14 protein-coding genes are annotated in these 11,822 nt (G+C 43.0%); 4 read left to right on the top strand and 10 right to left on the bottom strand.

Features of this window, described 5'->3' with window-relative positions; all coding sequences use genetic code 11:
* Positions 1-207: 207 nt before the first annotated feature.
* On the bottom strand, positions 208-822 hold the full coding sequence (locus GVY04_00875; GenBank protein ID NBD14729.1) for a tyrosine-type recombinase/integrase: 615 nt from the start codon (positions 820-822) through the stop codon (positions 208-210).
* 154 nt (positions 823-976) lie between these two features.
* Here GVY04_00875 and GVY04_00870 point away from each other — a divergent pair, with 154 nt between their 5' ends.
* From GVY04_00870 to GVY04_00860, 3 genes are all read left to right on the top strand, one after another.
* On the top strand, positions 977-3,949 hold the full coding sequence (locus tag GVY04_00870; GenBank protein NBD14728.1) for a Tn3 family transposase: 2,973 nt from the start codon (positions 977-979) through the stop codon (positions 3,947-3,949).
* Positions 3,939-4,271 (top strand): PIN domain-containing protein, encoded by a 333-nt coding sequence (locus GVY04_00865; protein NBD14727.1) that lies wholly within the window; start codon positions 3,939-3,941, stop codon positions 4,269-4,271. The genes GVY04_00870 and GVY04_00865 overlap by 11 nt, the downstream gene beginning before the upstream one ends.
* A gap of 289 nt (positions 4,272-4,560) precedes the next feature.
* Entirely contained in the window at positions 4,561-4,995 is a 435-nt protein-coding gene (locus GVY04_00860; GenBank protein NBD14726.1) for a hypothetical protein, read from the top strand.
* A gap of 104 nt (positions 4,996-5,099) precedes the next feature.
* On the opposite strand, the gene GVY04_00855 is transcribed toward GVY04_00860, so the two are convergent.
* Positions 5,100-5,261, bottom strand: coding sequence for a hypothetical protein (locus GVY04_00855; GenBank protein ID NBD14725.1), 162 nt, complete (start codon positions 5,259-5,261; stop codon positions 5,100-5,102).
* 139 nt (positions 5,262-5,400) lie between these two features.
* Between GVY04_00855 and GVY04_00850 the strand changes: the two genes are divergently transcribed.
* Positions 5,401-6,885 carry a hypothetical protein gene (locus GVY04_00850; GenBank protein NBD14724.1) on the top strand — a complete coding sequence of 495 codons (1,485 nt, stop codon included), beginning with the start codon at positions 5,401-5,403 and terminating at the stop codon, positions 6,883-6,885.
* Here GVY04_00850 and GVY04_00845 read toward each other — a convergent pair.
* The 8 genes from GVY04_00845 to GVY04_00810 form a co-directional block, all read right to left on the bottom strand.
* Positions 6,821-7,168 carry a hypothetical protein gene (locus GVY04_00845; protein ID NBD14723.1) on the bottom strand — a complete coding sequence of 116 codons (348 nt, stop codon included), beginning with the start codon at positions 7,166-7,168 and terminating at the stop codon, positions 6,821-6,823. The genes GVY04_00850 and GVY04_00845 overlap by 65 nt on opposite strands.
* A 52-nt stretch (positions 7,169-7,220) precedes the next feature.
* Complete coding sequence (locus GVY04_00840; protein ID NBD14722.1) at positions 7,221-8,081, bottom strand: GIY-YIG nuclease family protein; 861 nt, start codon at positions 8,079-8,081, stop codon at positions 7,221-7,223.
* Between the two features lie 103 nt (positions 8,082-8,184).
* Complete coding sequence (locus GVY04_00835; protein ID NBD14721.1) at positions 8,185-8,700, bottom strand: hypothetical protein; 516 nt, start codon at positions 8,698-8,700, stop codon at positions 8,185-8,187.
* The gene (locus GVY04_00830) at positions 8,690-9,499 is read right to left on the bottom strand and encodes a hypothetical protein (protein ID NBD14720.1); all 810 of its coding nucleotides are present in this window, start codon (positions 9,497-9,499) and stop codon (positions 8,690-8,692) included. Before GVY04_00830 ends, GVY04_00835 begins: the two co-directional genes overlap by 11 nt.
* Positions 9,496-10,032 carry a hypothetical protein gene (locus GVY04_00825; GenBank protein NBD14719.1) on the bottom strand — a complete coding sequence of 179 codons (537 nt, stop codon included), beginning with the start codon at positions 10,030-10,032 and terminating at the stop codon, positions 9,496-9,498. Before GVY04_00825 ends, GVY04_00830 begins: the two co-directional genes overlap by 4 nt.
* The gene (locus GVY04_00820; GenBank protein NBD14718.1) at positions 9,978-10,400 is read right to left on the bottom strand and encodes a hypothetical protein; all 423 of its coding nucleotides are present in this window, start codon (positions 10,398-10,400) and stop codon (positions 9,978-9,980) included. The genes GVY04_00825 and GVY04_00820 overlap by 55 nt, the downstream gene beginning before the upstream one ends.
* Complete coding sequence (locus tag GVY04_00815) at positions 10,397-11,254, bottom strand: hypothetical protein (protein ID NBD14717.1); 858 nt, start codon at positions 11,252-11,254, stop codon at positions 10,397-10,399. The genes GVY04_00820 and GVY04_00815 overlap by 4 nt, the downstream gene beginning before the upstream one ends.
* Entirely contained in the window at positions 11,218-11,808 is a 591-nt protein-coding gene (locus GVY04_00810; GenBank protein NBD14716.1) for a hypothetical protein, read from the bottom strand. The genes GVY04_00815 and GVY04_00810 overlap by 37 nt, the downstream gene beginning before the upstream one ends.
* Positions 11,809-11,822 lie beyond the last annotated feature (14 nt).

Genomic DNA, 11,822 nt, shown 5'->3' with positions numbered 1-11,822 from the left:
CAGGGGAAACATGGTGGCTGAGTGACGAAGAAGAGGCCCTAAATAGCCAAAACAATTTTCAATACCGTTCTTCCGATGAATGGCAGGAAATCATAGAGGGGGAGAGCCGAGATACATGTAAAATAGTGCAATATAGCCCTTAAACCCTTGCCCTGTATGAGTTCTGCTTTACAGTACAAAAAAATAATCGAGCCTCAAATCTTATAACTAATCAGTCCAAAAACTCTCGAATCTAGAGGGATTTAGCTGAGTGTAACGAACAGTGTGCTGAATATTTCGATGTCCCAAATAATCTTGAATCGCCCTGGTATCTTGCCCATTCGTTGCCAGATAATAACCACAGGCATGACGTAACTGATGAGGATGGACTCTACCTTCTATTCCAGCTAGTTTTCCCGCTCTAGCTACAATCTGACGAACCGAACGAGTCGATAAAGGAGCTTTTCTCTCGGAAACAAAAACATACTGCGTATCGGGATAATCTCTTTTTAGTTGTCTCAAAGCTCTTAACTCAGGAGAACGAAGGGGATGTACACTATGATGACCGTGCTTGACTCTGTTGACTTCTAGATAACCAGAGGCTAAATCCAAGCTCGACCATTTGAGAGCCACTAACTCTGCTGTTCGCAAACCATGCCGAAACATCAGTAGAATCATCGCACCATCTCTAACTCCATGTCTGCCTATCCCTTTGGCAGCTTTAATTAAAGCCTCAACCTCAAATGGTCGTAAATATTCCCTTTCTCCCGAATTCGGTTGCTTGATGGGAGGTGAATTTTTAAACTTTGCCGAAAAAGAACCTGGAGCAGTTGCGAGAAGCATGGGTCAAACCCTCATGCTGTGGTGTATATTTCTATAATACTTTGCCGAGAAGGATATCTTTTCGGCAAAGTAATGTAACGCCATACGAGCCAACGCAAATCCAATGCTGTAATCTCAATTTAGGTTAGTTGAGTTCAAAAGGGAGGCGATCAATATTACCGTAATTAGTCGAACTGCCTATCCCCAGTTCAAAAGTTATCCTGACCACAAAGAACTACACGAATTTTACACCCCAACGGTCGAAGAAATAGAATTTGTCACCAATCGTACCAGAAGCAAAACGGGATTATTGGGTTTAATGGTAATGCTTAAATCCTTCCAAAGATTGGGCTATTTCACTCATCCAGAATTAGTCCCTCAGCCAATTACTATTCACCTTCGCACCTGTTTGAAACTAGATTATCAAGTCTCTCCCATTCCTTCCCTACGGTCAATTCGCTACTATCAAGAAGCGATCAGAGAATACCTAAACGTCAGTCCCTACAATAATCGGGGTCAAGAATTAGCGGCAGTAGCTATTAGAGATGCAGCCTTTGTCAGAGATCATCCCGCAGATTTAATTAACGTAGCCATTGAAGAGTTGGTCAGACAACGCTACGAATTACCAGCCTTCAGCACTCTCGACCGTTTAGCCGGTCATATTCGCTCGATTGTAAATACCCGTTTATTTAAGCGAGTAGCCCGCCAATTATCCCCCACTGACAGGCAGAATATAGATGGCTTGCTAGTTTCCGATACGGTTGAGAACACTAACGCTAATCTCAATCTCCTCAAATCCCCTCCCAAAAGTCACCAACTCAAGTACATCAAAGAACTACAGGATAAGTTCGATACCATGATGCTAGTGGGAGATGCCCAGAAATTACTTTCATTTATTCCCCCTACCAAAGTTAAATCGTTTGCTGCACTAGCCAAAACTCTAGATATTGCTGAATTTAACGATTTTAGACTGCCCAAACGTCGAACTTTACTGCTGTGCTTGCTCTATCAAGCTCAAGTAAAAACCCGCGACCACATGGTAGAGATGTTTCTCAAACGGATTAAGAAAATTCACAATAATGCCAAAACCAAGCTGGAGGATCTAAGAGAGAAATATCTCAATCAAACCCAGACCATGTTGGAAATGTTTGGCGAGATTCTGATTTTCTCTGATCAATCCCTAAGTTATACTCAATTGGGAAAGCAGGTACAGGGTTTATTAGATAGTAATGGCGGAACTCCTTTACTGCTAGAACAATACTCGGAAATTGCCTCTGTCAATACCAAAGACCATTTCCCCTTACTCTGGTCGTTTTATTCCCCCTATCGCAAGGCATTATTTGACCTGGTAAAGTCTTTAGAAATTTGCTCTACTTCTAACGAACAGTCAGTCATTGAAGCAGTACGGTTTGTTCTAGATCATCAGCAGAGAAGAAGTAAATTCTTGAAAGCCAATTTGGACTTAAGTTTTATCAGCGACCAATGGCTAAAGCTCGTAGTTGTAGAAGTTGATGGTGAAGAATTATTGGTACGCCGTCAATTGGAGATTTGTATCTTTTCCCATTTAGCGAAAGAACTCAAGACGGGAGATGCTTATGTAGTGGGTTCGGAGAATTATGCTGACTTTCGCCAACAATTATTACCTTGGTCGGAATGCGAGCCAAAAATCGCCGAGTACTGCTCTACCTTGGGCATTCCCGATACCCCAGAAGAATTTGTCTCCCAACTGCAAGAGCGACTTACTACAGTAGCTCGCGAAGTAGATCTTATTTGTTCAAAGGGCGATCAGATAACCATTAATGAAGAGGGTATTCCCGTTCTCAAAAGAATTGCCGCTCAAGATCAACCTGACGGTGCGGAAGCCTTGTTTAACGCCATTCGAGAAAGACTGCCCCAGCGCAGCGTGCTAGATGTTCTTTGTAATGTGGAACATTGGCTTAACTGGACGAGACATTTTGGTCCTCTATCGGGAAGTGAACCCAAATTATCAAACCCACAAGAAAGGTATATTCTGACGGCATTTGGTTATGGATGCAATATTGGTCCTAATGAGATGGCACGTCACGTCCGAGGCAAGGTGACTTCTCATATGCTCTCTTATACCAACCGCCGTCATGTTACCAGTTCGTATCTAGAAGCTGCCATTAAAGATATCATCAATGCCTATAACCGCCTCAGTCTTCCCAAATGCTGGGGTAGCGGAAAAAAAGCCGCCGCCGATGGCAGTAAATTTGAAATCTATGAAAATAATTTGATGAGCGAGTATCACATTCGCTATGGGAGTTACGGGGGAATCGCTTATCATCACGTTTCGGATACTTACATTGCCCTGTTCACTCACTTCATTGCCTGTGGAGTTTGGGAAGCGGTTTACATTCTCGATGGATTGCTGAAAAATACTTCCGATATTCAACCCGACACTCTCCATGCAGATACCCAAGGGCAATCTTCTACCGTGTTTGCTCTTTCTCATCTATTGGGGATTGAATTGATGCCCAGAATTCGTAACTGGAAGGACTTGGATTTTCTCCGTCCCCATAAAGATGAAGTTTACGATTATATCGACCCTCTATTCGATGATGTTGCTGAATGGGAGTTAATTCAGACTCACTGGCAAGATTTGATGCGAGTGGTACTGTCGATTAAAGCGGGAAAACTTTTACCTTCAACGGTTTTAAGGAAGTTGGGCAGTTATAGCCGTAAAAATAGGTTGTATCAGGCTTTTCGGGCGTTAGGAAAAGTTATACGTACCATGTATCTTCTGCGATTTATTTCCGATCGCGCTTTGCGTCGAGAGGTCACTGCCTGTACTAATATCGTTGAAAGCTATCATCATTTCTTGGATTGGTTGTTCTTTGGCAAAGATGGCGTAATTACAGACAATGACCCTGTAGAACAAGAAAAGCGATTAAAGTATCTAGATTTAGTGGCTAGTGCCGTAATTCTCCAGAACACGGTAGATATGACTGGGGTAATTTGCTCTTTGAGTGCGGAGGGATTCAAGATTAATCATCGGATGCTGGCAACTATGAGTCCTTATCTTAACCGTAACCTTAAACGGTACGGGGATTACGTGGTGGATTTGAAGAACATTCCTCAACCATTTGAGAGGGCGATTAACTTACCAGTAGAAATTTTTGAAACATAGACATACTAAAGATTTGAGGGCTATCTTGCACTATTTTACACGTATCTCGGCTCTCCCCCAATATCGTTTAGGGAAACTACCCGAAGCCAAGCCTCTTGTCGAAAATTACTCACAACTCCTTACTCAAGCTCAATTTAGTGAATTAGTGATCACTGCGACTCAAGCTCTAAGAGCGGGAAGTTTACCCATCCCGCATCGCGATCCCTTTGACCGAATGCTCATGGCACAAGCTGAACAAGAAAACCTGACACTCATTACTTACGATTCAGCATTTCAATCAGGATTAATCTCAATTTTCCCTCCTGCCAAATCACTCCCTTAAAAATCATCTCTTTTTTTGCAAGCCAAAAATAATAGGTTAGTTGATAGTGTGATCGCGCCCCTCAATTTCTCTTCCGAAACTCCCAAGGAGGTATCCCCGTTAATTGGATACTGTTAGCCGCCTGCACAATTTCACCCCGATTGGGACAATTCCCGCTATAACGCCGATAATGCCAAGCGTGACCTTGTTCTCACCATTTCTGCATTTTTAAGCGAGTCTTGTTCGAGCGTTCTTTACCGATAACTATTTATTGATACGACTGAGGAATTGAAATTATTAGAGGTCTAAAATGAACAAAATTTATTATACCGCCACCATCCATAGTCAAATAGCCGATCCCACCTATAACGCTTTAGTAAGCGCGATCACTTTTTGTCAGAATGGAATGGGGTGCAGTGATACTGAGACAGGAATTCAAGAAATTCAAAAACTTTGGAAATCTAAGAACAGTATTCTTACAAAAATGGAAGTTTTCAATAAGGAAGATTTAGTTAGGAATTGGGATTTCATCCGCGAAATCCAATTTTGGCATTATTCCTCTGATCAGCATACCTTAATGATGCGGGGGACTGATTTCGATAATCAGGATAGTTTTCCTGCATTAATTTTCCAAGTTAATAACAAGATCGTGATGAATGACGATTACACTTTATGGGTCAGAATGGATACTACTAATGGTGACGCTTTGCTCTATCTTCCCGAGGAAAGTGATGAAATTAATTAATGTGAACTGCAAAAAAATTATCCCGCTTCTGTCACTTTCCGTGAACCTATTGCTGTAAGGGTTATGAACACTGGTTTTTTTTGGCGAATCGGACATATTTAATACTAACAATTACTAGCGCGATAAGCCTTTGGCTTAGTGCCGGAGGCACATCGCGCTTTGGCAAGTGGCGAAGCCACATCGCGCCCTACTTCCTTCACAATTGCTAAGAGCATTTCTGCAAAACTAGGAAAACGGTTCGGGATGTAACTAAGTTTCCCGAACATTTTTTAAACTCTCAACTTCTCTTGCAGCGCGGGTTGAGATTATTTGGTTGTGAAAATGCTGCCGCCTCATAGTGAGGCTGGGGAACAGCGGTGTTATTTTTAAAAGATACGACCCAAATAAAAACAGAGCACCACTATTATGCTAGCAACTAACCAGCTTAGTGTACAATCCCCCCGTACTAATACCAGTCTCAGAGTCCTAGACGCTAATATCGCCTCAATCTTCGGTGTTAATGCCGCGATCCTAATTAACCGCTTGCGCTATTGGATTAAACACGGTTATGGGGTGGAATATCAAGGCAGACGATACATCTACAACACCTATCGCCAATGGGTAAAGCACGAATTCCCGTGGATGACAGCGCGTCAATTCCAAAAAATTGTGTATTGGTTGCGAGACCTAGAAGTTCTTTTAATTGAACAGTTGCGATCGCAGCAGTACAACCAAATGAACTTTTATTCCCTTAACGAGGAAAAACTGCAAGAATACCTGGTGAACTCCAACTCACCAGGCGGTGAACTCGAAGACACCAAACGGGGAACTGATCTATATACAAACAAAACATCCATAGAAAACGGGATTGAGATGGAAGCCGATTCCATTGAAAAATCTGATGGAAAAACCAATCAGCAAAATATAGAATCAATAGAAACTGATAAAACTCAAGCCAAACCGGAAACTCAAGCTGAACCATCAGCAGAAACTGACGGGAAAGAATCAAATCTTCCGATTTTTCATCATTATTTAGTTAATCAATTAATTGATGATCCAAACATTAATAATCCACTGGCTTATGCCCAGAAAATCATCGATAACTTACGGCAAGGCTCGGCAAGCTCACAAAAACTCTATGAGCAATGGTTAGAGAACGGCGAGTGCAATTTATCCTCAAGTGAATTGAATCCACCTCAATCAAGTCAAAACCCACCGCAGACAGAACAAACGGAGCAACCGCAGGAAACAGCGTTAAGAGAGTGGCAAATCAAGCCAGATGATACGGAATTGCTTGATTTCGGTTATCAAGTCGGTGATGTTTATCCGGAATTTGTGCAATGGTGCGTTCCAAGATTGAAGTATCACCCCGATTTGAGCGATTATGCCACTAAAGCTCACGTAATTAAAAAGCTCAAATTTGAACCGCAACTTGCACTTGAGTTATGGCGAGACTTCAAGCGGTTATTGGTCAGAGAATACAACGATAAGCAGGAAATGGAGCAGAAAGGGCAAAGATATTTTACGCCAGCTTGGATGCAACTGCCTGCTGAGATTCCAGTTGAGAAAGCGAAAGAGGCATCAATGGAACTGAATCAAGCGAAAGCTCAAGAACAGCGAGCGATTAACGGGCAACAATCAAATAATCAACTGACTCTGACTGCTGGCAATGATGAACAAGAACAAACGGAAGAAACGAGCGCGAGCGCTGACAGTGAGGATCAAAACAATCAGGAGGAATTAACCCCTATTGAATCGGTTAAGAGCGCGATCGCGTTGATGGAAAAACATTCTAATCATCCTGCTACTAAAGGGATTGTTCAAACTATCATTAATGGCGCTAAAGCTAATGCGTCTGAATCGGAATTAGAAGAAATTCAGCGATTGGAGGATCAAGCCTTCGAGTTTTAAGGGCGCGCTCTAGCAAAGCTAGTTGCCAGAGCGCGATCTCGCGCCGATTCGGACAATTCCCGCTGTAACGCTGGTAATGCCAAGCATGACCTTCCCTAACTAACTCAGCATTGATGAAACTTTCCCCTAGAAAAATTTCTGCTACTGTCCGACCATAGCGGTTTTTTTCAATGGGATTAAGACGAACAGTTGCGTTATCCGACAAGCGCGATCGTAAATAGTCTCTAGACTCAATTCCCCCTGCTGGATTTGTTTCTGGTGTATCAATCCCATCAAACGCCATTATCAACTTGCCCAAAACAGTGTAATCTGAACCATTACACGAAAATTTTTACCTATTTTTTTAAAAGAGGATTATTTTTTATATTAAGTTGAGGTTCAAAGTATTCTATTAGAGTTATTTCAAAACTATTTAAATAGTGTTGCGGTATTCCTTTTAGATAAGCAATTTTTAGATTATTAATTTTATCAAAATCATCCTGTCGATGATGGTCATACCATCTTTCTTGTAAATTTTTGGTCATGCCAATATAATACAAATTTTCTTTGTCTCTAACAAAGTAAATTCCTGATTCTTCCGGTAAATTATCCCTATTATCCATTTCAACTGATTCTAGGGAAAAAGGATCAATTTCATTAAAATCTAGGATTTTACCATTAAATAGAAATCTGCTAAGAAAGTAAATAAAACATGGATATTCAGTGTCTAGCCATATATCTTGATCAATATCTTGAGATTTATTAAAAAATTCTTGTATTAATAAGTCTTGGTCATTAAAAGAATTAAAATCTGATAATATAAAATCTCCGTGTTCATTCAAAGGGTATTCAAAATGCTTAAGATTTTCCCAATAGCTAGGATTATACCAATTTTTCCACCAATTCTTTAAACTTTGGGACGAAGGAGGAGCAATATGATTGGAAACTCTTTCAGGAGAGTCTCCAAAAAGTTCCTTCCATGCTTCTTTAAATATTTTATAAACGTTTCTAGGTAGCTCTGGAATTTCAGATTGTTTTGTCACTGAAGAAATATTATCTATGTCAGTGTCAATCAAGTTATTTATATTACTGCTATTACTTTGTAAATGATTAATCTCATCTTGAATCGCTTTACGGCAAAGCTCAGACCAGTTATTATCGTACTTTTGCATTTGCTCTTTTAACTCTTTGTTTATGCTGATTTCAAACTTTTCCATAATTACAATCTTGAACAGTAATACTTTAACTCTAAGCTAGCATTAAATCTGTTAAAAGTAGTTATGATCGGGGATCGGATAGCAACTGTAGCGATCGCGCCCCTTAATTCCCCTTCCGAAACTCCCAAGGCGGCATTCCCGTTAACTGTGTATTGTTAGCAGCCTCAACAATCGCGCTCCGATTAGGACAGTTCCCGCTATAACGCTGATAATGCCAAGCATGACTTTCCCTCACCATTTCCGCATTAATGAAAGTTTCCCCTAGAAAAATTTCTGCCACCGTTCTCCCATAACGATCTTTCTCAATCGCATGAACACGAACCAGGGAATTATCCGGTAAGCGCGCTCTTAGATAATTCCGAGATGCCATCCCCCCAACTTGCACCTTCTCTGGCGCATCAATCCCGCACAATCTCAGCTTTAACTCCTCACCATTACAGAACACGCGCAAGGTATCGCCATCATAAATGGAACCAGCTTTCACCGTGCATTGTTGCCCTGCGGTTTGATTTTTTTCTAGGGGAAATGTTTGCGAGGGTTTTCCCGTTCCCCTAGAAAAACTGCCCCAAACGATTAACCCCAAGCCAACGAGAAGGACGAAACTGCTGTTAATTTTCACGGGTCTTTACCAATAAAGTGACCTCAGCAGTAATGGTCAGATTATTTTGATTCATAATTTTGACCCGTCGCACCCGCCCGGCATAGGGAGAACGGACAACACTTAACTCGCTGATTTGCTGATTTAAGTTGTCTAATTTTTCCCTCAGTCTTAAAACATCCATCTCTCGCTGTCTTTGGTCTGCTTCCGCTTTGGTGAGATTGATGTTGTAGTTGTACAGTTCGCGCTGGTAACGGGCTTGAGCATCTTGGAGATTCGCGATCGCGCTGTTCAATTCCTGCTGCGCTTCAATTTGCTTTTGAGCAATGTCTTGGCGTTTTTCCACCGTTTCCGTATCTAAGCTCACAATCAAATCTTCCTGTTTGAAGCGATACCTCGGCTGAGGAAGCTGCTTCCAATAGGCAACCATCTCTCTCGCTTCTTCCACCGCTGCTTGTTGGGCGGCATAACTCGGCTCAGGCGGTGGCGGTGGAATGGGTGTGGCTTGCATCGCCTTGTTAATCACCAGTTGGAGTTGGTCCCGTTGTTGAATTAACTTTTCTCTTTCCTTAGTCCGGTCAGCAATCACCACTCCTTCGGTAATACGGTCTCCTTCTGCTACTTTGATATCCTCGGGAGAGGAAACAGTAACGGTAATGGTGTGGCGTTTACGAGTGTTGGTAACTGGCACGGGTTCTAAAGGTTGCTCAAGATTTTGTTGAGCGGTAACAAGCTCAGGGGAATTGACAGGCATTAGCGCGATCGCGATTAGCGTACCGGCACAACTCAGAGAAATGATAGTTAAGGTTGATAATTTCATGGCCAAGGTGATGGATTGATGGTTTTAAGAGAAAGAGAACCGATTGCCCATTGGTCATTAAGTACCGTGATGGCTTCGGAGATGGGGCAATAAGTCAAGGTGACATTAGAGCCCGATAATTTAATCGTGTTTAGCTGATCCGGTTGTTGGCTCAGGCTGATATCTTCGGGGAAATCAATGGATACGGTGCCGTTAATAAGAATGAGGCGGTTAGGATTTTGCTCTCTCACCTGAGATAACTTCGTCGCTAGATTCTCATCATCAAAGGCGATGCTGGATAACTGAATCTTTGCCCCTTGACCTTGATTAATCACTAAGCGATCGGCAATTAAGCCATTCACCACCTTATACAGTTCCTTCTCAGAAGACATGACAATAAAGCCATTGTCTTCTCCCACCACCAAAAACCGATCTTCGACCGTAGCGCGATCACTCTGTTTTACGCCTTTGATGTTTGCCCAGACGATATGATTGGCAGCTAATTGGTTATAGTTCCTGATTTGCGATTGGGATTGCTGACACTGATTGCCCAAGCCGGATTAGGGAAAAATAACTGCACCCCCTGTTTCGTAAAGGCATCGGAGAAACAAGCGAACAGATGACCGAGAGGCAGCGCGATCGCGCTCCGCAAACTTTCCCCTAGAAAAAAATAGAGGGGTAAACCGCCCACCACGGCAATGAAAGCAGTGGCTAATAAAGAGTGAGTAATGCTGCGATGGGGATAGCGTTCTTCTATCCAATTGGAAATGGGATAACAAATCTGACCAATCAAGCTGGTGGTGGTATCCAAATCCGGCAGTTGTGACCCCACCACAGCTAAACCCAATACCAATGGATCGCCACTAGCTAACACTAAAGACGTTCCCGCTGCTGCAATCACCGCATGAGTTACTGCCATCATTGTCCGAACTGCTTCCTCGCTCCTCTTACACTGCCTAACTGTTTTAGCGCCATCCCGGTGACTAACGACGCCCCGCCAAAGATATACAAGGCTTTATTATTGGTGCCTATCCCCACAAACCGGATAATGCCAAAGCTAATCAAACAAGCGACAATAATCGGCATAATCACCACATATTGCGTATGTTGGGGTTTACGCTTATTAATGCCCAACTTTTCCTCCTGCACCACCTTCCGCGCCAAGAGTAAATTCCGCCCGGACATCGCTTGCAGTTCTGCCAAGCGCGATCGCGAGAGTTCTAACCCCAAGCGCTGGGACTCTTGATCCATCACGTTCCGAATTTCCGCATCCGTGGGCAAACCTAACTCAATCTCAATCAAGTTGAGAAAGACATCCTTCATCGGGTTCGCCACCGCAAAACAAACCAGCTTGACTCCGAGATATAACAACTCTTCTAGCCAGTAGCGAACGCTGGCGGGAAGTCGCTGCGATTCAGGAAGAATCAGCAAAGTGGCATCCCCCACATTCTCCATAATCTCTTCTTTGAGTCCATCGGCGGTGAGGGCTTTCTCTCCCACGGGTTCCCCATTTTTGTTGTATCTGGGTTCTGAAGTAGGAATGTCCAACTGTTGAGCCATTGCAACTAACAGCTTCTTGAGAGAGCCTTGATAGGACGCGATCGCGCTGGCAAACTCATCCAATTCCGTCCTAAGCGCACTGGCTAATTCCGATTTGGGTGAACCATATTCCCCGAGAACTAAAACACTGCTTCCAGCACGAACCGCTTGGCAAACTTGGTTAAATTCCGCTTGGTTGGTTAGGAGTTCTTTTCGTTCCCGCCTCGGTTGCGCCATTGTTGGAGAAGATTGTTCGCCACCGACGACGGCTGAAACTTTGGGTTCGCTGCATTCCTCACCTGCTGAACTTTCTCCCGCATCTCCGGCGGTAAATCTTCCTCGCTCATCTGCTGGGCTAAATGCAGCTTCACCAAATGAGGCGCGGAAAGATTCTGCATTTTCAATTGCGCCGCCTCATAAATGAGCTTTTCCAGATTCTCCTCATATCCCCCTGGTTCCGCTTGAGGAATATTTAAATCAACTTCCTCCGCTTCTTCACTAAGCGCTGCTATTTCCTGACGGCTTTGACGATGAACTAAATCACCATTAATGTCATCACTCGAACTGCTAACAAACCCCTCTCTTTTTCCCGTCTGGCTAACATGAGAACGTAGCTCCCGAACGAGATTCGCTTGCTCATTTGTCAGATAGGCTTTCCCATTTTCATCCTTACTGGCTTTCATCTCCAAGTAATTCAAATCCGCGTAATACGTATCCTTCTTAATTCCCAGTTCCTGCATCAGGTCATCGGGGCGAATTCGGTGAGGCTGGCTAGAATTCTGATCACTCATGGCGAAAAATTATT

It is taken from the genome of Cyanobacteria bacterium GSL.Bin1 (assembly GCA_009909085.1).
GTDB lineage: Bacteria > Cyanobacteriota > Cyanobacteriia > Cyanobacteriales > Rubidibacteraceae > Halothece.
This window is presented reverse-complemented; position numbering and strand designations above follow the sequence as displayed.